This is a genomic window from Pseudomonas sp. GM18, from assembly GCF_000282195.1.
In the GTDB taxonomy this organism is placed as follows: Bacteria; Pseudomonadota; Gammaproteobacteria; order Pseudomonadales; family Pseudomonadaceae; genus Aquipseudomonas.
The window spans coordinates 60,312-79,537 of record NZ_AKJT01000025.1 but is presented as its reverse complement, the minus strand read 5'-3'; the positions used below and the strand labels follow the sequence as shown (position 1 = coordinate 79,537).

General features: G+C 60.8%; 15 protein-coding genes. 13 read left to right on the top strand and 2 right to left on the bottom strand.

The annotated features are described in order from the left end of the window. Positions 1-114 precede the first annotated feature (114 nt). The gene (locus PMI21_RS22300; RefSeq protein WP_007935193.1) at positions 115-561 is read left to right on the top strand and encodes an Hsp20 family protein; all 447 of its coding nucleotides are present in this window, start codon (positions 115-117) and stop codon (positions 559-561) included. A gap of 65 nt (positions 562-626) precedes the next feature. On the opposite strand, the gene PMI21_RS22305 is transcribed toward PMI21_RS22300, so the two are convergent. Then, on the bottom strand, positions 627-3,905 hold the full coding sequence (locus PMI21_RS22305) for a PAS domain S-box protein (protein ID WP_007935192.1): 3,279 nt from the start codon (positions 3,903-3,905) through the stop codon (positions 627-629). Positions 3,906-3,988: 83 nt separating this feature from the next. Further along, the gene (locus PMI21_RS22310; protein WP_007935191.1) at positions 3,989-4,879 is read right to left on the bottom strand and encodes a LysR family transcriptional regulator; all 891 of its coding nucleotides are present in this window, start codon (positions 4,877-4,879) and stop codon (positions 3,989-3,991) included. Between the two features lie 158 nt (positions 4,880-5,037). On the opposite strand from PMI21_RS22310, the gene leuC reads away from it, so the two are divergent. The 12 genes from leuC to PMI21_RS22370 all read left to right on the top strand — a co-directional run bounded on the left by leuC (position 5,038) and on the right by PMI21_RS22370 (position 19,194). Then, the gene (leuC, locus tag PMI21_RS22315) at positions 5,038-6,456 is read left to right on the top strand and encodes a 3-isopropylmalate dehydratase large subunit (RefSeq protein ID WP_007935190.1); all 1,419 of its coding nucleotides are present in this window, start codon (positions 5,038-5,040) and stop codon (positions 6,454-6,456) included. Positions 6,457-6,467: 11 nt separating this feature from the next. Further along, positions 6,468-7,112: a 3-isopropylmalate dehydratase small subunit gene (leuD, locus tag PMI21_RS22320; RefSeq protein ID WP_007935189.1), complete on the top strand. Its 645-nt coding sequence runs from the start codon at positions 6,468-6,470 to the stop codon at positions 7,110-7,112. 41 nt (positions 7,113-7,153) lie between these two features. Continuing rightward, positions 7,154-7,921 carry a class I SAM-dependent methyltransferase gene (locus PMI21_RS22325; RefSeq protein ID WP_007935188.1) on the top strand — a complete coding sequence of 256 codons (768 nt, stop codon included), beginning with the start codon at positions 7,154-7,156 and terminating at the stop codon, positions 7,919-7,921. 79 nt (positions 7,922-8,000) lie between these two features. Then, a complete protein-coding gene (gene leuB, locus PMI21_RS22330; protein WP_007935187.1) occupies positions 8,001-9,083 on the top strand; it encodes a 3-isopropylmalate dehydrogenase in 1,083 nt (360 codons plus the stop codon). A 69-nt stretch (positions 9,084-9,152) separates the two neighbouring features. Continuing rightward, positions 9,153-10,265 carry an aspartate-semialdehyde dehydrogenase gene (gene asd / locus PMI21_RS22335; RefSeq protein WP_007935182.1) on the top strand — a complete coding sequence of 371 codons (1,113 nt, stop codon included), beginning with the start codon at positions 9,153-9,155 and terminating at the stop codon, positions 10,263-10,265. 252 nt (positions 10,266-10,517) lie between these two features. Beyond that, positions 10,518-11,528: an aspartate-semialdehyde dehydrogenase gene (locus PMI21_RS22340; RefSeq protein WP_007935180.1), complete on the top strand. Its 1,011-nt coding sequence runs from the start codon at positions 10,518-10,520 to the stop codon at positions 11,526-11,528. 208 nt (positions 11,529-11,736) lie between these two features. Continuing rightward, entirely contained in the window at positions 11,737-14,391 is a 2,655-nt protein-coding gene (locus PMI21_RS22345; RefSeq protein ID WP_007935177.1) for a FimV/HubP family polar landmark protein, read from the top strand. A gap of 200 nt (positions 14,392-14,591) precedes the next feature. Further along, positions 14,592-15,416, top strand: a complete 825-nt coding sequence (gene truA / locus PMI21_RS22350) for a tRNA pseudouridine(38-40) synthase TruA (RefSeq protein ID WP_033063831.1) — start codon at positions 14,592-14,594, stop codon at positions 15,414-15,416. 63 nt (positions 15,417-15,479) lie between these two features. Continuing rightward, on the top strand, positions 15,480-16,112 hold the full coding sequence (locus PMI21_RS22355) for a phosphoribosylanthranilate isomerase (protein ID WP_007935173.1): 633 nt from the start codon (positions 15,480-15,482) through the stop codon (positions 16,110-16,112). A 211-nt stretch (positions 16,113-16,323) separates the two neighbouring features. Then, entirely contained in the window at positions 16,324-17,244 is a 921-nt protein-coding gene (gene accD, locus PMI21_RS22360) for an acetyl-CoA carboxylase, carboxyltransferase subunit beta (protein ID WP_007935172.1), read from the top strand. Continuing rightward, positions 17,241-18,548 (top strand): bifunctional tetrahydrofolate synthase/dihydrofolate synthase, encoded by a 1,308-nt coding sequence (gene folC / locus PMI21_RS22365; RefSeq protein ID WP_007935169.1) that lies wholly within the window; start codon positions 17,241-17,243, stop codon positions 18,546-18,548. Before accD ends, folC begins: the two co-directional genes overlap by 4 nt. Continuing rightward, entirely contained in the window at positions 18,532-19,194 is a 663-nt protein-coding gene (locus PMI21_RS22370; RefSeq protein WP_007935167.1) for an SPOR domain-containing protein, read from the top strand. Before folC ends, PMI21_RS22370 begins: the two co-directional genes overlap by 17 nt. Positions 19,195-19,226 lie beyond the last annotated feature (32 nt).

The window sequence follows — 19,226 nt, the reverse complement described above, 5'->3', positions numbered from 1 at the left end:
CTGAAAATAATCTCTTGAAAAGTAATCAGCGGTCCTTATCTAAGGATTACGCGATGCCGAATTCGGGTCGCGGAGACAAAAAAACTTGCTGAACATGTTCAGGAGATTTGAATCATGAGTACTTCATTTTCCCTGGCTCCACTGTTCCGTTCCTCGGTAGGTTTCGACCGTTTCAACGACCTGTTCGAAACCGCCCTGCGCAATGAGCCAGGCAGCACCTATCCACCCTACAACGTTGAAAAGTACGGGGATGATCAATACCGTATCGTCGTAGCGGCCGCCGGTTTTCAGGAGGAAGACCTGGACCTGCAAGTGGAAAAAGGTGTGTTGACCATTAGTGGCGGCAAACGTGACACGGACGAAGATGTCACCTATCTGTATCAGGGCATCGCACAGCGTGCCTTCAAACTGTCGTTCCGTCTGGCGGACCACATCGAAATCAAGACCGCCGAACTGCGCAACGGTTTGTTGAGTATCGACCTGCTGCGTGTGATCCCGGAAGAAGCGAAAGCCAAACGCATCCCGATCAACGGGACGGAAAACCCGGCTCTGCAACACTAATCGGTCAGAGCAAATGAGAAGGGCGCCATCCACTGGCGCCCTTTTTTTGTCCGTTGTAGCAGGGCTCATTTGAGGAGCTTCTGGAAGTCCTCCACCAGCAACGGCCGGCTGTGCAAATACCCCTGATACAAATGGCAGCCCAGCCCCTGCAAGAACTCCAGTTGCTCCGCGGTCTCCACCCCTTCGGCAATCACTTCCAGCTCCAGACTGCGGGCCATGGCGACGATGGCGCGAATGATTTCGGCATCGTTGGGGTCGGTGGTGGCGTCGCGGATGAACGACTGGTCGATTTTCAGGGTGTCGACCGGCAGGCGCTTGAGGTAGGTCAGCGAGGAGTAACCGGTACCGAAATCGTCCATGGCAAAGCTCACGCCGAGTTTTTTCAGACGACGCATTTTGCTGATGGTGTCGTCCAGGTTCTGGATGACGATGCCTTCGGTGATTTCCAGTTTCAGCAACGAGAAGGGCAGGTCGTGGCTGCCGAGGCTGTGCTCGATGCGTTCGACGAAATCGTTCTGACGGAATTGCCGCGGGCTGATGTTCACGCACAGGCTGAAATCGAGCGGGTCGATCAGGCCTTTGGCGATCAGGCGTTTGAAGGCCGCGCAGGCTTCGTCGAGGATCCACGTGCCGACTTCCAGTATCAGTCCGCTGTCTTCCAGAACCTTGATGAACTCGGTCGGCGATTGCGCGCCCAGTTGCGGATGGTGCCAGCGCACCAGGGCTTCGGCGCCGGTAATGCGGTTGTTGCGGGCGTCCACCTGAGGTTGGTATTGCACGCTGAATTCACCCCGGGAAAGGGCCAGGCGCAGGTCGGTTTCCATGCGCAGGCGTTCGCTGGCGGCCTTCTGCATGGTGTTGTGATACATCTGCGTGGTGTTGCGGCCCGAGTCCTTGGCGCGGTAGAGGGCGATATCGGCGCGTTTTAGCAGGTCGGTCGGGGTCGAGCCATGGTCGGGGATCAGCGCGATGCCAATGCTCGGCGTCACTTGCAGGCGCTGTCCGTCGAGGAACATCGGTTCGGACAGCAATTCGCGCAAGGTGTCCGCCAGCTCTCGGACCTGAGCGCTGACGTCGCTGCGCGAGCCTTCCAGGCCGCTGAGCAGTACAACGAATTCATCGCCGCCCAGGCGTGCGACGGTGTCTTCCATGCGCACGCTGGCTTCAAGGCGCGCGGTGATGATTTTCAGCACCGTATCGCCCACCGGGTGGCCGAGGGAGTCGTTGATGTGCTTGAAGTGGTCGAGGTCGAGGAACATCAGGGCGCCACGCAAGTTGTGGCGCTTGAGCAGGGCGATTTGCTGGCTCAGGCGATCCATCAGCAGCGCGCGGTTCGGCAGATTGGTCAACGGGTCGTGATAGGCCAGGTGGCGGATCTGTGCTTCGGCATTTTTCAGCAGGCTGACGTCCCGTGCGGTCAGCAGCAGGCAGGCGGTTTCGTTGAGGGTGATCGGCTCCACCGAGACTTCAACAGTCAGCAACTCGCCGCGTTTGTTGCGCCCGAGCATTTCCAGGTGGTGAACCCGGCCCTTGATCTGTAGTTCCGCCAGCAACGCCGAGCGTTGTTTCTCTTCGGCCCAGATGCCGACCTGATACACCGTGCGGCCGACCACTTCATCGGCACGGTAGCCGGTCAGGCGGCAGAAGCCATCATTAACCTCCAGATAGCGTCCAGTGTCGCGCTCGGTAATGGTGATGGCGTCGGGGCTTGAGTGGAAGGCCTTGGCGAACTTCTCCTCGCTGGCCTTGAGCGCCGCTTCCGAGCGTTGCTGTTGGGTGATGTCGCGCAGGGTGGTGACGACGCACGGCTGGTCGCCGACGCTGATCTGGCGGCTGGAGATCACGCAGGTCAGGGACTGCCCGTCCTTGTGCTGAACGATGATCGCCACATTGTTCAGGCCCTGTTCGCGGATAACCCGTTCGATCCGTTGCAGGCTTTTCGCCGAAGCGTCCCACAGGCCGATTTCGTCGGCGCTGCGGCCGATGACGTCGGCGGTGCTCCAGCCGAACGTCTGGGTGAAACTGGAGTTGATTTCGATGAAATGGCCGGTGTCCTGGCGCGTGACGCAGATCGGGTCCGGGCTGACCTGGAACAACGTGGCGAATTTCTCTTCCGACGCTATCAGTTGCTGTTCGCGCTCCACTTGCTCGGTGATGTCCAGCAATGTGCCGGCCATGCGCAGCGGGTTGCCGCTATCATCGCGGTAGAGTCTGGCGCGGCTTTCCAGGTAGCGCGAACTGCCGTCCGGCAGTTGCACGCGGTACGTCAGCTGATAATTGCCGGCCGGGCCTTCACGCAAGCTGCGGTAGGCGTCGCGCATGGTGTCGCGTTCTTCGCCGGGTACGCCCTCGAAAAACGCATCGAAGGATTCATGGAAGGGTTTGGGCTCCAGCCCGTGCAGCTGGGCGGCTCGCGCCGAGCCATAAAGCATGCCGCTGGGGATGTGCCAGTCCCAGGTGCCGAGTTGCGCCGAATCGAGGGCCAGGTCGAGGCGTTCCTGGCTGTCTTTGAGGGCGTGCTCGGCGATTTTACGTTCGGTGGTGTCAAGGAACGTGCTCAGCAGATATGGCTGGCCTTCGAGCTCGACTTTTTGTGCGCTGAGAATGCCGTCGTGGACCTGCCCGTTGCTGGCGCGAAATTGCACTTCCATGTTGATCAGCTCACCTTTGGCCTTGGTAGCCTTGACCAGTTCCGCCCGTTGCTCCGGGTTGACCCAAAGGCCCAGTTCCAGCGTGGTTCGGCCGATAGCGTCCTGCACTGGCCAGCCGAACAGGCTTTCGAAATACTGGTTGGCTTCGCTGATCAGGCCGTCTTCCTGACGGGTCAGCAGCACCATGTTCGGGCTCAGGTGAAACAGCGTGGCGAAGCGTTTTTCCGAGCTGCTCAGCGCTTGTTCACGCTGGCGCTGGTGGGTGATTTCACGGATGACCCCGATCATTCGTGGCCGGCCGTTTTTGTCCGGTAGCAGGCTGCCGTTGATTTCCAGCCAGTGCAGGCTGCCGTCGGGCCAGCGGATGCGGTGGTGCATGGCCTGCTCCAGCGGAGCGCCGGCGATCACTGCGTTGAAGGCGCGGATGGCTTTCGCCCGATCCTCCTGGGGCAGCAGGTCGAGGTATTCCAGATCCTCGGGCAACGGTTGCCGGGGATCGAAGCCGAACAACGCCTGGGTGCCCCGTGACCAGCTGATCTGCCCGCGCTCGATGTCCCAATACCAGGCGCCCAGCCGGGCACCATTGAGGGCCGCGAGCAACTGTGGGGCGCTTTCCCAGCTCTGCTCGGACCGTTTTGGGTCAATTGCCTGAATTCGCGGCATTGGCGGCATACGTTCAACAGATTTGGGCATGGATGACAGGCCTTGGGCTGAATTGGGCGTTAGGCACAGGGTTTTGGGGCTCTATAGGCGTAGCACAAAAGAAGAAGCACAGCTTAGCCGCGAGTCCCTGGCTGATCGATTTGTGCATCCAGCAAAGCCATGAAGGCCTTTGCCGCGTTCGACAGCGTCCGTTCGGTGTGCAGGATATAGCCTAGCTGGCGAGTGAGCTGTATGCCCGGCAAAGGTATGCGCGCCACTTGATCATCCAGCATGGTGCGCGGCAAAACGCTCCAGGCCAGGCCGATCGAGACCATCATCTTGATGGTTTCCAGATAATTCGTGCTCATGGCGATATTCGGTGTCAGGCCCTGGGCCTCGAACAGGCGCTGCACGATGTGGTGGGTAAAGGTGTTGCCACCGGGGAAAACCGCGGGGTGCAGGGCAATATCCGCCAGGCTGACCGCGCCGTTGCTGATCAGCGGATGCTCCGGGGCGGCCACGAAATCCAGCGGGTCGTCCCACACGGGCGTGGCCTTGACCAAGGCGTGGGGCTCTGGTGCAAGGGTGATGACCGCCAGCTCAGCGCGGCCATGGAGGATTTCTTCGTAAGCCACTTCCGAATCGAGGAACTGAATGTCCAGTGCCACCTGCGGGTAACGTCGGGTGAACTCCCTTAATAAGGGCGGCAAACGGTGCAGGCCGATGTGATGGCTGGTGGCCAATGTCAGACGGCCGGTGACTTCACCGGTCAGGTTGGTCAGGGCGCGGCGGGTGTCATCCAGTACATTGAGGATCTGATAAGCCCGTGGTAGCAGGGCGCGGCCGGCTTCGGTCAGGCCAACTTCCCGGCCCAGTCGATCGAACAGCCGCACCTTCAATTGCTGCTCCAGCCCGGCGATGCGCTTGCTGATGGCGGGTTGCGTCAGGTGCAGCCGTTCACCGGCGCCGGAGAAGCTTCCGGTCTCGGCAATCGCGATAAAAGCATTGAGGTTGGCGAGGTCCATGGTGAGGTCTCAGTGGCATTCCAGTTGGTTATGCAAAGCATAAAAAATATGAATTTGAGTTATTTAATGTAACCCCCTAGGATCGACCTCACAAGCCAAAGGGTTATTGAAATTTTCAAGATCCGGGGCATAGAAACAAGCTGATGAGGAACCGTCTGATGGCCGGCAAAACGCTCTACGACAAGCTCTGGGATTCGCATTTGGTCAAGCAGCGCGACGATGGCTCTGCGCTGATTTACATCGATCGTCACATCATCCACGAAGTGACCTCGCCGCAAGCCTTCGAAGGCCTGCGTCTGGCCGGGCGCAAGCCTTGGCGCATCGATGCCAACATCGCGACCCCGGACCACAACGTACCGACCACCCCTGAGCGCAAGGGCGGCATCGAAGCGATCGTCGACCAGGTCTCGCGTTTGCAGGTTCAGACCCTTGACGATAACTGTGACGAATACGGCATCGTCGAATTCAAGATGAATGATGTCCGCCAAGGCATCGTCCACGTCATCGGCCCGGAGCAGGGCGCCACCTTGCCGGGCATGACCGTGGTCTGCGGCGACTCCCACACCTCGACCCACGGCGCCTTCGGTGCCCTGGCTCACGGTATCGGCACTTCCGAGGTCGAGCACGTGCTCGCCACTCAGTGCCTGGTCGCCAAGAAAATGAAGAACATGCTGGTGTCGGTCGAGGGCAAATTGCCGTTCGGCGTGACCGCCAAGGACATCGTCCTCGCCGTGATCGGCAAGATCGGCACCGCCGGCGGTAATGGCCACGCCATCGAATTCGCCGGTAGTGCGATTCGCGACTTGTCCGTTGAAGGCCGCATGACCATCTGCAACATGTCCATCGAAGCCGGCGCTCGCGTTGGCCTGGTGGCCGCCGATGAAAAAACCGTGGCTTACGTCAAGGGCCGTCCGTTTGCTCCGAAAGGCGCGGAATGGGATTTGGCCGTCGAAGCCTGGAAAGACCTGGTCTCCGACGCCGATGCCAAGTTCGACACCATCGTCGAGCTCGATGCCGCTCAGATCAAGCCGCAAGTCAGCTGGGGCACTTCGCCTGAGATGGTGTTGGCCGTGGACCAGAACGTGCCGGATCCGGCCAAGGAAATGGACCTGGTCAAGCGCGACTCCATCGAGCGCGCCTTGAAATACATGGGTTTGACCGCCAATCAGGCGATCACCGACATTCAGCTGGACCGCGTATTCATTGGTTCCTGCACCAACTCGCGGATCGAAGACCTGCGCGCCGCCGCGGTGATCGCCAAAGGCCGCAAAGTGGCTTCGACCATTAAGCAGGCCATCGTGGTGCCGGGTTCGGGGCTGGTGAAGGCTCAGGCCGAATCCGAAGGCCTGGACAAGATTTTTATCGAGGCCGGTTTTGAATGGCGTGAGCCTGGCTGCTCGATGTGCCTGGCGATGAACCCGGACCGTTTGGAGTCGGGCGAGCATTGTGCGTCGACCTCCAACCGTAACTTCGAAGGCCGTCAGGGCGCCGGTGGTCGTACGCACCTCGTCAGCCCGGCCATGGCCGCCGCCGCCGCTGTGAACGGTCGTTTCGTCGACGTCCGTGAATTGATCTAAAGGAGCGCAGCATGAAAGCTTTTACCCAGCACACTGGTCTTGTCGCGCCTTTGGATCGTGCCAACGTCGACACCGACCAGATCATCCCGAAGCAGTTCTTGAAGTCGATCAAACGCACCGGTTTCGGTCCGAATCTGTTCGATGAATGGCGTTATCTGGACGTTGGCCAGCCGTATCAGGACAACTCCAAGCGCCCGTTGAACAAGGACTTCGTCCTCAACGCCGAGCGTTATCAAGGCGCCAGCGTGTTGCTGGCCCGCGAGAACTTCGGTTGCGGCTCCAGTCGCGAGCACGCGCCGTGGGCGCTGGAAGAGTACGGTTTCCGCAGCATCATCGCGCCGAGCTACGCCGACATCTTCTTCAACAACAGCTTCAAGAACGGTTTGCTGCCGATCATCCTGAGCGACGCTGAAGTCGATGAGCTGTTCAAGCAGGTTGAAGCGAACCCGGGCTACCAGTTGCAGATCAATCTGCAGGCCCAGACCGTGACCCGCCCGGACGGCAAAGTGCTGAGCTTCGAGATCGATGCCTTCCGCAAACACTGCCTGCTCAATGGTCTGGACGATATCGGCCTGACCTTGCAGGACGGCGAGGCAATTGCCGCATTCGAAGCCAAACACCGCGCAAGCCAGCCGTGGTTGTTTCGCGACGCGTGATCTTTTGATCTTGAAAACCAGCAACCCAAAAGGAAGTCCCGATGACCAGCACCGCCCAGCACAGTCAGGTAGTACAAAAACAATTCGGTGAGCAGGCCTCGGCCTATCTGAGCAGCGCCGTACACGCTCAAGGCACCGAATTCGCACTGCTACAGGCTGAACTGGCGGGGCAGGGCGATGCCCGTGTGCTGGATCTCGGTTGTGGCGCTGGTCATGTAAGTTTTCACGTGGCTTCGCTGGTCAAGGAAGTGGTGGCCTACGACCTGTCCCAGCAGATGCTCGATGTGGTCGCCGCGGCGGCTGTTGACCGGGGTTTGAGCAATGTGACCACGGTCAACGGCGCCGCCGAGCGTCTGCCGTTCGCCGATGGCGAGTTTGATTTCGTCTTCAGTCGCTATTCGGCGCACCATTGGAGCGACCTCGGTGTGGCCCTGCGCGAAGTTCGCCGGGTGCTGAAACCGGGTGGGGTGGCGGCGTTCATCGATGTGTTGTCGCCGGGCAGCCCGTTGTTCGACACTTACCTGCAAAGCGTCGAAGTGCTGCGCGACACCAGCCACGTGCGCGATTATTCTGCGGGCGAGTGGTTGCGTCAGGTCAGCGAAGCGGGGTTGCATACCCGCAGCACCACGCGTCAACGGTTGCGCCTGGAGTACACCTCCTGGGTCGAGCGCATGCGCACGCCGCAGGTGATGCGCGCGGCGATCCTCGAGTTGCAGCAATCGATGGGCAACGAAGTGCGCGAATATTTTGAGATTGAGGCCGATGGTTCGTTCAGTACCGATGTGCTGGTGCTGATGGCTGAACGATAAGCTCTAAATGAGAGCCGCTGAACGATAGAATTTTTCCGGGCGCACCCGCGGGTGCGCCGACTGATGACATGAGGAAAGCATGAGCAAGCAGATTCTGATTCTCCCAGGCGACGGTATTGGCCCGGAAATCATGGCCGAAGCGGTCAAGGTGCTGGAGCTGGCGAACGACAAGTACAGCCTGGGCTTCGAACTGAGCCATGACGTGATCGGTGGCGCCGCCATCGACAAGCACGGCGTGCCGCTGGCCGATGAAACCCTGGCCCGTGCCCGTGCAGCCGACGCGGTATTGCTGGGCGCCGTGGGAGGCCCGAAATGGGACACCATCGAGCGTGACATCCGCCCTGAGCGTGGTCTGCTGAAAATCCGTGCGCAACTGGGCCTGTTCGGCAACCTGCGTCCGGCGATCCTGTACCCGCAACTGGCCGAGGCTTCCAGCCTGAAGGCAGAAATCGTCGCCGGCTTGGACATCCTGATCGTCCGTGAATTGACCGGCGGCATCTACTTCGGCGCGCCACGTGGCGTGCGCGAGCTGGAAAACGGCGAGCGCCAGGCCTACGACACGCTGCCATACAGCGAAACTGAAATCCGCCGTATCGCCCGTGTCGGTTTCGACATGGCCCGCGTTCGCGGCAAGAAGCTGTGCTCGGTGGACAAGGCCAACGTGCTGGCCTCCAGCCAACTGTGGCGTGAAATCGTTGAGCAAGTGGCCAAGGACTATCCGGACGTCGAACTGAGCCACATGTATGTCGACAACGCCGCCATGCAACTGGTGCGTGCACCGAAGCAATTCGACGTGATCGTTACCGACAACCTGTTCGGCGACATTCTTTCCGACGAAGCGTCGATGCTCACCGGTTCCATCGGCATGCTGCCGTCTGCATCGCTGGATGCCAACAACAAAGGCATGTACGAGCCGTGCCACGGTTCGGCGCCGGACATCGCTGGCAAGGGCATTGCCAACCCGTTGGCGACCATTTTGTCGGTGTCGATGATGCTGCGTTACAGCTTTAATCTGCAGGATGCGGCCGATGCCATCGAGAAGGCCGTGAGCCTGGTTTTGGATCAAGGCCTGCGCACGGGCGACATCTGGTCGGCCGGTTGCACCAAGGTCGGTACGCAGGAAATGGGCGACGCAGTAGTCGCCGCGCTGCGGAATCTGTAATCTCTCTGGCCCGCTGCAATTTTCAACCTTGAAAGCAGCGGCCCACTTTTTCAAGAAGGTGTAGTTGCGATGAAACGTGTAGGTCTGATCGGTTGGCGCGGCATGGTCGGTTCCGTGCTCATGCAGCGGATGCTGGAAGAGCAGGATTTCGATCTTATCGAGCCGGTGTTTTTCACCACTTCCAATGTCGGTGGCCAAGGCCCGTCCGTGGGCAAGGACATTGCTCCGCTCAAGGACGCTTACAGCATTGAAGAGCTGAAAACCCTCGACGTGATTCTGACCTGCCAGGGTGGCGACTACACCAGCGAAGTGTTCCCGAAGCTGCGCGAAGCCGGCTGGCAGGGTTACTGGATCGACGCCGCTTCCAGCCTGCGCATGCAGGATGACGCGGTGATCGTGCTGGACCCGGTGAACCGCAAGGTCATCGACCAGCAGCTCGACGCGGGCACCAAGAACTACATCGGCGGCAACTGCACCGTCAGCCTGATGCTGATGGGCTTGGGCGGTCTGTTCGAAGCCGGTCTGGTGGAGTGGATGAGCGCCATGACTTATCAGGCGGCCTCCGGCGGCGGCGCGCAGCACATGCGTGAACTGATCAAGCAAATGGGTGTGACCCACGGCGCTGTCGCCGATCAACTGGCCGATCCGGCCAGCGCCATCCTCGACATCGACCGCCGTGTCGCCGAAGCCATGCGCAGCGACGCGTACCCGACCGAAAACTTCGGCGTACCGCTGGCCGGCAGCCTGATCCCGTGGATCGACAAGGAACTGCCGAACGGCCAGAGCCGTGAAGAGTGGAAGGCCCAGGCCGAGACCAACAAGATCCTCGGTCGCTTCAAGAGCCCGATCCCGGTGGACGGTATCTGCGTGCGCATCGGCGCCATGCGTTGCCACAGCCAGGCGCTGACCATCAAGCTGAACAAAGACGTGCCGATCGCCGACATCGAAGGGCTGATCAGCCAGCACAACCCTTGGGTCAAGCTGGTGCCGAACAACCGTGAGATCAGCATGCAGGAGCTGAGCCCGACGAAAGTCACCGGCACCCTGAACGTACCGGTCGGCCGTCTGCGCAAGCTGAACATGGGTTCGCAATTCGTCGGTGCCTTCACCGTCGGCGACCAACTGCTGTGGGGCGCGGCCGAACCGCTGCGCCGCATGTTGCGGATCCTGCTTGAGCGTTGATCGATTAATGTAATGAAAAACCCGCGCCTTGAAAGAGGCGCGGGTTTTTTATTCTCACTGATCGTTCCCACGCTCCGCGTGGGAATGCCGCCATGGACGCTCTGCGTCCGCTCTTGAAGCGGTGACGCGGAGCGTCACGGGATGCATTCCCACGCGGAGCGTGGGAACGATCAGGCAAATCCCCAGCCGAATTGCTTGCACGCCAACCACCCGGTAAAGTGCCGCTCCCCCCGTTTCGCCAGAGGTAGAACCATGAGCCAGTCCTTCGATATTGCCGTGATCGGCGCCACCGGTACTGTCGGCGAAACACTCGTCCAGATTCTTGAAGAGCGCGACTTTCCGGTTGGCAATCTGCACCTGCTGGCGAGCAGCGAGTCAGCCGGGCATTCGGTGCCGTTTCATGGCAAGAACGTGCGGGTGCGGGAAGTCGATGAGTTCGATTTCAGCAAAGTCCAGCTGGTGTTCTTCGCCGCCGGTCCGGCGGTGACCCTCAGTTTTGCCCCGCGCGCCACGGCCGCCGGTTGCTCGCTGATCGACCTGTCCGGCGCATTGCCGGCCGATCAGGCGCCGCAAGTGGTGCCCGAGGCCAATGCTGCAATTCTTGCTGGCCTGAAAAAGCCCTTCCAGGTCAGCAGCCCAAGCCCTTCGGCGACAGCGCTGGCGGTGGTGCTGGCACCGCTGCTCGGCTTGCTCGATCTGCAACGCGTCAGCCTGACGGCGTGTCTGGCGGTATCTGCCCAGGGCCGCGAAGCCGTCAGCGAGCTGGCCCGGCAAACCGCCGAACTGCTCAATGTGCGTCCGCTGGAGCCGGCTTTCTTCGATCGGCAGATGGCTTTCAACCTGTTGGCGCAAGTCGGTGCGCCCGATGCTCAGGGCCATACGCTGCTGGAAAAGCGTCTGGTGCGCGAGCTGCGTCAGGTCTTGTCGCTGCCTTTATTAAAGATTTCCGTCACTTGCATTCAAGCCCCGGTGTTTTTTGGCGATAGCTATAGCGTGACCTTGCAGTCATCGAGCGCTGTCGACCTGGCGAAAGTCAACGCGGCACTGGAAGCGGCGTCCGGTATCGAGCTGGTCGAGGCGGGCGATTACCCGACCCCGGTAGGTGATGCGGTAGGGCAGGACGTGGTTTACGTTGGTCGGGTTCGCAGCGGGATCGACGACCCGGCGGAACTTAACGTGTGGCTGGCGTCAGATAACGTACGCAAAGGCGCCGCGCTCAATGCTGTGCAGGTGGCTGAATTGTTGATAAAAGACCTGCTGTAAAAGATACTTGGCAACAATTTTTTCGAATGGTTCCAGTCGAGCGCTATGTTTGGCTGGAATGCTTGAGGCGAGCCATCCCGCAGGGCTTTCGTCGCATGAATGAAACGATCGCGCGCGACGACCCTTCGCCGTCGCGCGCAACGCCTTACGGCAGCGGCAATCAACACCTTCTCGCTGGCCGAGGAATGTTCAAACAAAGGATGAGGCTATGGTTCAAGTTCGCAAACTGGTGTTAGCAATAGCGGCCGCCTCGGCGCTGTCCTCCGGTATGGCGCATGCCCTCGGGCTTGGGGAATTGACCCTGAAGTCGACGCTGAACCAGCCTCTGGTAGCCGAAATCGAGTTGCTCGACGTCAAGGACCTCACGGCTGCCGAAGTGGTGCCGAGCCTGGCCTCGCCCGAAGATTTCGCCAAGGCCGGTGTCGATCGTCAGGCGTTCCTTAACGACCTGACTTTCACGCCGGTGCTCAACGCCAGCGGCAAAAGCATCCTGCGCATCACCTCCAGCAAACCGCTGTCCGAACCGATGGTGAAATTCCTGGTTCAGGTGATGTGGCCAAGCGGTCGTTTGCTGCGCGATTACAGCGTGCTGCTCGATCCGTCCAAATTTTCGCCACAAACCGCTGATGCCGCCTCGCGATCGGCGCCGGCCCAAGCGGTGACCGCGCCAGTTACCGGCGCGACCAAATCGACGCAATACACCACCACGCCCCGCGATACCCTGTGGGAAATCGCCGCGAAGGCGCGTAACGGCGCATCGATCCAGCAAACCATGTTGGCCATCCAGGCGTTGAACCCGGATGCGTTCATCGACGGCAACATCAACCGACTGAAAGCCGGTCAGGTGCTGCGTCTGCCCGATCAGGTGCAGAGCGCCAGCCTGCCGCAACCCAAGGCCATTGCCGAAGTCGCGGCGCAGAACAGCGCATGGCGCCATGGCCGTCGCTATGTAGCGAAACCCGGAAGCGGGCAGCAGCAACTCGATGCCACCAAGCGTGCTCGCGGTGAAGGCGCTACGTCGCAAGCCGCCACGGACAAGCTGAGCCTGGTGTCTGCCGACACCGGCAAGGGGCATGGCAAAGGTGCAGCCGGTGATGCGAAAGCCTTGAGTAACAAGCTGGCCGTGACCCAGGAAAGCCTCGACACGGCGCGCCGTGACAACGCTGAACTGAAAAGCCGCATGAACGACCTGCAAAGCCAACTGGACAAGCTGCAGCGCCTGATCGAGCTGAAGAATAATCAGTTGGCCAAACTGCAAGCCGAAGGCGGCGCGGGCGCACCGACGGCTACGACCGCTCCGGCGATGTCGGCCGAGCTGGCAGCCAGCCCGGCGGCAACGCCTGTTGAAGTGACTCCGGCGGCTCCTGCGCCAGAAGCTGCTGCACCGGAAGCCGTTCCGGCGCCAGCCGTCGAACCGACGCCTGTGGCGTCCGACGAGCAGAAATTCAACGAGCTGCTGACCAATCCGATCCTGCTGGGCCTGGTGGGTGGCGGTGCGGTGGTTCTGCTGCTCTTGCTGCTGTTGCTGGCCCGTCGCCGCAAAGCTCAGCAAGAAGCAGAAAAACATCTGCGCATGGCCCGTGCCTTGGCTGAGGAACAAGAGTTCTCCGCCGACCTCGACCTGCCGGAAAGCAGCTTCGAAGGTCTGGAAGTTCCGCCGCCAAGCGTGAAGCTCGCGACCGCACCAACGCCTGCTCCTGCACCGGCCCCGGTGATTGCACCTGTTGTGGTGACGCCACCGATCGCTGCACCGTTGGTTGCGCCTGCCGCCGAGCGCTCTGACGACGTATTGGCCCAGGCACAGTCGCACATCGCGGCTGGTCGCCTGAATCAGGCCGCCGCGTTGCTGGAAGACGCGATCAAGCAAGAGCCGCAACGCAGTGACCTGCGCCTGAAGCTGATGGAGGTCTACGGTCAGCAGGGCGACCGCGATGCGTTCGTCGCTCAGGAGCGTCAACTGGTGGCCAACGGCGACAACTTCGCCCGGGTCGAACAGCTGAAAAGCCGCTTCCCGGCCATGGTGGTCGCGGCGGTGGGTGGTCTGGCCGCCGCGGCTGTCGCCGCCGAGCTGGACGCACAGTACGTCAAGGACCTGCTGCTGGATGAGCCGCAAGCCCCGGAACCGGCATTGGCTGACTTTGACAGCGCTTTCGATCTGAGTCTCGACGATCTGGAAGCGGTTACTCCAATCGCCCCTGCGGTTGCAGCCGAGCCAGCACCGCAACCACAGCCTGAGCCTGAACCAGAGTCTCTGGCTGAGCTGGACGAGTTTCCGCTGGACGACGACCTGAGCTTCGAGTCGGTGTTGCAACAACAGACTGAAATCAAGGAAAGCCTCGACGATCTGTCGGACTTCGACCTGGACATGGACCTGGGTGGCGATGCTTCGCCGCAGACCCTGGCCGAAGATGAGTTCCTGTTGAGTCTGGATGACGACCTCAAGGACTTGCCGGCCGCTGAAGTGCCAACCGTCGCTGAAGCGCCGGCCGTGACTGAGGCGCCGCTCGACGACCTGGAGTTGCCGGCTGACTTCGATCTGTCGCTGGCCGATGAAATGGACGCCGCCCCGGACCAGCCTGACGCCTTTGAAAACGAACTCAACGACGTCAATGCCGAACTGGATCGTCTGTCTCAGAGCCTCGGCGAGCCGAGCTTCACCGAGGAAGACGCTTTGGCCTCTGCAGATGATGAGCTCGATTTCCTCTCTGGCACCGATGAGGTCGCCACCAAGCTCGACCTGGCCCAGGCCTACATCGACATGGGCGACAACGACGGCGCTCGGGACATCCTCAATGAAGTGGTGACCGAGGGCGATGCCGGTCAGAAGAGCGAAGCCAAGGAAATGCTCTCGCGTCTGGCGTGAATCGTCGGTAAGGCATAAACAAGACGGCAGCCCATCAAGGCTGCCGTTTTTGTTTTTTGGGAGGATGCGATGGGGTCGGTACATTCAACGCAGTGTCACAGTTACACTGGCATCCCGGTCCAGCGGCCCTATAATGCTTGCCTTTGCGTAGATCAGCAGGCTGTCACCCCTTGGCAAATATAGATAATCCGGCTGCCGAAATGGCGGCCGAGGGCTTTTTCCGGATCGCGTTGGGCGTTGAATACAAAGGTTCGCGTTATCGCGGCTGGCAACGTCAGGCCTCCGGTGTGGACACGGTGCAGGAGCTTCTTGAAAAGGCCTTGTCCAAAGTCGCCGACTCACCCGTGTCGCTGCATTGCGCCGGGCGCACCGATGCCGGAGTGCATGCTTGCGGCCAAGTGGTGCATTTCGACACTCAGGTAGAGCGCTCGATGAAGGCCTGGGTCATGGGTGCCAACATCAACTTGCCGCACGACATCAGCGTCAGCTGGGCCAAGGTCATGCCGGCGCATTTCCATGCGCGGTTCAAGGCCATCGCCCGGCGCTATCGCTACGTGATCTACAACGATCAGATCCGCCCGGCGCACCTGAACGAAGAAGTCACCTGGAACCACCGCCCGCTGGACGTCGAGCGCATGTCCGAGGCCGCTCAGTATCTGGTCGGTACCCACGACTTCAGCGCTTTCCGCGCCGGCCAGTGCCAGGCCAAGTCGCCGATCAAGGAGCTGCATCACCTGCGCGTTACCCGCCATGGCAAAATGATCGTGCTGGATATCCGTGCCAGCGCGTTCCTGCACCACATGGTGCGCAACATCGCAGGCGTCTTGATGACCATCGGTGCTGGCGAGCGTCCCGTGGAGTGGATGAAAGAGGTGCTGGAGAGTCGCGTTCGTCGTTCCGGTGGGGTGACGGCCCATCCGTTTGGCCTGTATCTGGTGCAGGTCGAGTATCGCGATGAATTCGAATTGCCCGAGCGTTACATCGGCCCACACTTCCTCACCGGCTTCTCGGAACTTGACGGCTGACGCCTTCGAACGCTTTTGATACCATCCGGGACTTTCCCGGAATTGCCCTGAGGTTCTATCGACATGTCGGCCGTTCGCAGCAAAATTTGTGGGATTACCCGCATAGAGGATGCGTTGGCGGCGGTTGAGGCCGGGGCCGATGCCATCGGATTTGTGTTCTACGCCAAAAGCCCGCGGGCCGTGACGTTCCAGCAGGCGAGGGCGATCATCGAGGCCTTGCCGCCGTTCGTGACCACCGTGGGTTTGTTCGTCAATGCCAGCCGTTGCGAGTTGGGGGAAATCCTCGACGCCGTGCCGCTGGACCTGTTGCAGTTCCATGGCGATGAAACCGCCGCTGATTGTGAAGGCTGGCACCGGCCGTACATCAAGGCATTGCGGGTCAAGGCCGGTGATGACATCGCGGCAGCTTGTGATGCATACCCAAGCGCCAGCGGTATTTTGCTCGACACCTATGTCGAAGGTGTTCCCGGTGGAACCGGTGAGGCCTTCGACTGGTCACTGATACCGCAAGGCTTGAGCAAGCCGATCATCCTGGCGGGTGGCTTGACACCAGACAACGTCGCCGAGGCGATTGCCCGGGTTCGGCCTTACGCGGTGGACGTCAGCGGCGGGGTAGAGGCGAGCAGGGGCATCAAGGATCACGCAAAGATTCAGGCATTCATCAAAGCGGTACGCGGTAGCACGTCGTTGATGTGACGGCTGGCAGACTGCCGCCGTCCACTGCTCTGTACAAAAGAGGTGCACCTGCACAAAGCAGGCATGGCTGAGAATTTTTGGGTTGTACGCAGGTCGCGTCTCGCTGACCCGGCAATCCATCGATCATCGCTACACACATGAATTTAGCTCAAGGGCATACGCGGGGCTGCGAACCAGAGCGTTCGGGCCGCCGGTACTGGAGAAAGAAAGCATGAGCAACTGGTTAGTAGACAAACTGATCCCTTCGATCATGCGTTCCGAGGTCAAGAAGAGCTCGGTGCCTGAAGGTCTGTGGCACAAATGCCCGTCTTGCGAGGCGGTGCTGTATCGTCCGGAACTGGAAAAGACCCTGGACGTTTGCCCCAAGTGCAACCACCACATGCGTATCGGCGCACGCGCCCGTATCGACATCTTCCTCGACGCTGAAGGTCGTGCCGAACTGGGCGCGGACCTGGAGCCGGTTGACCGTCTGAAGTTCCGCGACGGCAAGAAGTACAAGGATCGCCTGACCGCTGCGCAAAAGCAGACCGGCGAAAAAGACGCACTGATCTCCATGAGCGGTACCTTGCTGGGCATGCCGGTCGTGGTGTCGGCTTTCGAATTCTCCTTCATGGGTGGCTCGATGGGCGCCATCGTCGGTGAGCGCTTTGTGCGCGCCGCCAACTACGCCCTGGAAAACCGTTGCCCGATGATCTGCTTCTCCGCTTCCGGTGGTGCACGGATGCAGGAAGCGCTGATCTCCCTGATGCAAATGGCCAAGACCTCCGCGGTGCTGGCACGTCTGCGCGAAGAAGGCATTCCGTTCATCTCGGTACTGACCGATCCGGTCTACGGCGGTGTTTCCGCCAGCCTGGCGATGCTCGGCGACGTGATCGTCGGTGAGCCGAAAGCCCTGATCGGTTTCGCCGGTCCGCGCGTGATCGAGCAAACCGTTCGCGAAAAACTGCCGGAAGGCTTCCAGCGCAGCGAGTTCCTGCTGGAGCACGGCGCGATCGACATGATCATCCCTCGTCAGGAACTGCGTCCACGTCTGGGCAACCTGCTGGCACAACTGACCGGCAAGCCGACGCCTAAATTCGTCGCCGCGCCTGTCGAGCCAATCGTGGTCCCACCGGTACCTGCGAACCTATGATCGAGCGCACCCTTGGCGAGTGGCTCGCCTACCTTGAACAGTTGCATCCTTCGGCCATCGACATGGGGCTGGAGCGTTCGCAACAGGTAGCGTCCCGCATGGGACTGGGCAAGCCGGCGCCTCGGGTGATCACGGTCACCGGCACCAACGGCAAAGGGTCTACCTGCGCATTCGTGGCTTCATTGCTGCGGACGCAGGGCCTGAACGTGGGTGTCTACAATTCTCCGCACCTGCTGCGTTACAACGAGCGGGTGCAGGTCAATGGCGTCGAAGCCACTGACGCGCAGCTGTGCGAAGCTTTTGCCGCGGTCGAGGCGGGCCGCGGCGAAACATCCCTGACTTACTTCGAAATGGGCACCCTGGCGGCGTTCTGGCTGTTTCAACAGGCCGGTCTCGATGCGGTGGTGCTGGAAGTCGGCCTGGGCGGGCGTCTGGACACGGTCAACGTGGTGGATGCCGATATCGCGCTGGTCACCAGTATTGGCGTCGATCACGCGGATTACCTGGGTGATACCCGCGAATCCGTGGCCTTCGAAAAGGCCGGGATCTTCCGCCAGGGCGCGCCTGCGCTGTGCGGCGATCTGAATCCTCCTCAACCTCTGCTGGATAAGGCGCGCGAGCTCAGTTGCCCGTTTTTCCTGCGTGGGCGCGATTTTGACCTCGGTATCACCGATCACAACTGGCAATGGCGCGGCGTTGATGCCCAAGGGCGTGCGGTCGAATTGCACGATCTGCCATTGCTCGATCTGCCAATGGAAAACGCCGCACTGGCGTTGCAGGCTTACCTGCTGCTCGGTTTGCCTTGGGTGGATGCGCAGATTATTGAAGCGTTGAAAGCGACGCGGGTCGTCGGTCGTCTTGATCGTCGTCAGATCGACTGGCAGGGCAAGCGTCTGAATCTGCTGCTGGACGTAGGGCACAACCCTCACGCGGCAGAATATCTGGCTCGGCGTCTGGCCAGCCGACCGCCGGCCGGCAAGCGTCTGGCGGTGTTCGGGTTGTTGGCGGACAAGGACCTGGATGGTGTTGTCGGTGAATTGAATGCTAGTGTCCAGCATTGGGCCGTCGCGCCGCTGGATTCGCCGCGAGCGCGACCGGTTGCTCAGTTGCACGCGGCGTTGCAGAACCTTGGCGCTTCGGTAACGTCTTATGGCAGCGTGGCCGCCGCCCTGGAAGGGCAGTGCGCGCAGGCGACGAGCGACGACGAGATTCTGTTGTTCGGATCATTTTATTGTGTCGCCGAGGCCCTTGAATGGCTGGCCCGGCACTCCACGGAGGAAGCGGCAAATGGCTTTGCTGGATAAGGCGTACAAGCAGCGCATGGTCGGCGCCCTGGTGCTGGTGGCGCTGGCGGTGATTTTCCTGCCGATGCTGTTTTCCCGTCAGGATGAACAGCGCCAGGTAACGGTCGACGCGCCTGCTGCGCCGCACGCCCCCTCGGTGCCGCAAGTGCAGATCGAGCCGGTGGCGGTGCCTGAGCCGCAGGCATTGCCGCAAGAGCCTGTGCCAAGCGACGACGAAATTGCCGAGCAGCAAGTGCCGTCGACACCGATTGCGCCAACAGCTCCCGTGGCGCCAGCGCCGTCGGCTGCCAAACCGGTCACTCCGCCTCCTGCGCCAGTAGCCAAGCCTGTACCGGCACCTGCCCAGCCAATTGCGGTCGCACCGGCCAAGCCGGTCGCTACCCCAAGTCGCGTCGATGCCAATGGCCTGTCGGTCAGCTGGTCGGTGCAACTGGCCAGCCTGTCGAGCCGCGAGAGCGCTGAAAGTTTGCAGAAAACCCTGCGCAGCCAAGGCTATAACGCCTATATCCGTTCCTCCGATGGCAAAAATCGGGTGTTCGTCGGGCCGCTGATCGAGCGTGCAGAAGCTGATCGTCTACGTGACTTGTTGAGTCGCCAGCAGAACCTCAAGGGTTTTGTGGTGCGTTTCCAGCCTGAGCGCGGCTAAATCTATCGCCCTGATTTGAAAAGCACTGACAA

Coding starts and splice junctions, on each gene's coding strand:
- truA (WP_033063831.1), top strand. CDS start 14,592: ATGGCGGCCGAGGGCTTTTTCCGGATCGCGTTGGGCGTTGAATACAAA.
- PMI21_RS22300 (WP_007935193.1), top strand. CDS start 115: ATGAGTACTTCATTTTCCCTGGCTCCACTGTTCCGTTCCTCGGTAGGT.
- asd (WP_007935182.1), top strand. CDS start 9,153: ATGAAACGTGTAGGTCTGATCGGTTGGCGCGGCATGGTCGGTTCCGTG.
- PMI21_RS22305 (WP_007935192.1), bottom strand. CDS start 3,905: ATGCCCAAATCTGTTGAACGTATGCCGCCAATGCCGCGAATTCAGGCA.
- PMI21_RS22325 (WP_007935188.1), top strand. CDS start 7,154: ATGACCAGCACCGCCCAGCACAGTCAGGTAGTACAAAAACAATTCGGT.
- PMI21_RS22310 (WP_007935191.1), bottom strand. CDS start 4,879: ATGGACCTCGCCAACCTCAATGCTTTTATCGCGATTGCCGAGACCGGA.
- PMI21_RS22340 (WP_007935180.1), top strand. CDS start 10,518: ATGAGCCAGTCCTTCGATATTGCCGTGATCGGCGCCACCGGTACTGTC.
- accD (WP_007935172.1), top strand. CDS start 16,324: ATGAGCAACTGGTTAGTAGACAAACTGATCCCTTCGATCATGCGTTCC.
- PMI21_RS22355 (WP_007935173.1), top strand. CDS start 15,480: ATGTCGGCCGTTCGCAGCAAAATTTGTGGGATTACCCGCATAGAGGAT.
- folC (WP_007935169.1), top strand. CDS start 17,241: ATGATCGAGCGCACCCTTGGCGAGTGGCTCGCCTACCTTGAACAGTTG.
- leuB (WP_007935187.1), top strand. CDS start 8,001: ATGAGCAAGCAGATTCTGATTCTCCCAGGCGACGGTATTGGCCCGGAA.
- leuD (WP_007935189.1), top strand. CDS start 6,468: ATGAAAGCTTTTACCCAGCACACTGGTCTTGTCGCGCCTTTGGATCGT.
- leuC (WP_007935190.1), top strand. CDS start 5,038: ATGGCCGGCAAAACGCTCTACGACAAGCTCTGGGATTCGCATTTGGTC.
- PMI21_RS22345 (WP_007935177.1), top strand. CDS start 11,737: ATGGTTCAAGTTCGCAAACTGGTGTTAGCAATAGCGGCCGCCTCGGCG.
- PMI21_RS22370 (WP_007935167.1), top strand. CDS start 18,532: ATGGCTTTGCTGGATAAGGCGTACAAGCAGCGCATGGTCGGCGCCCTG.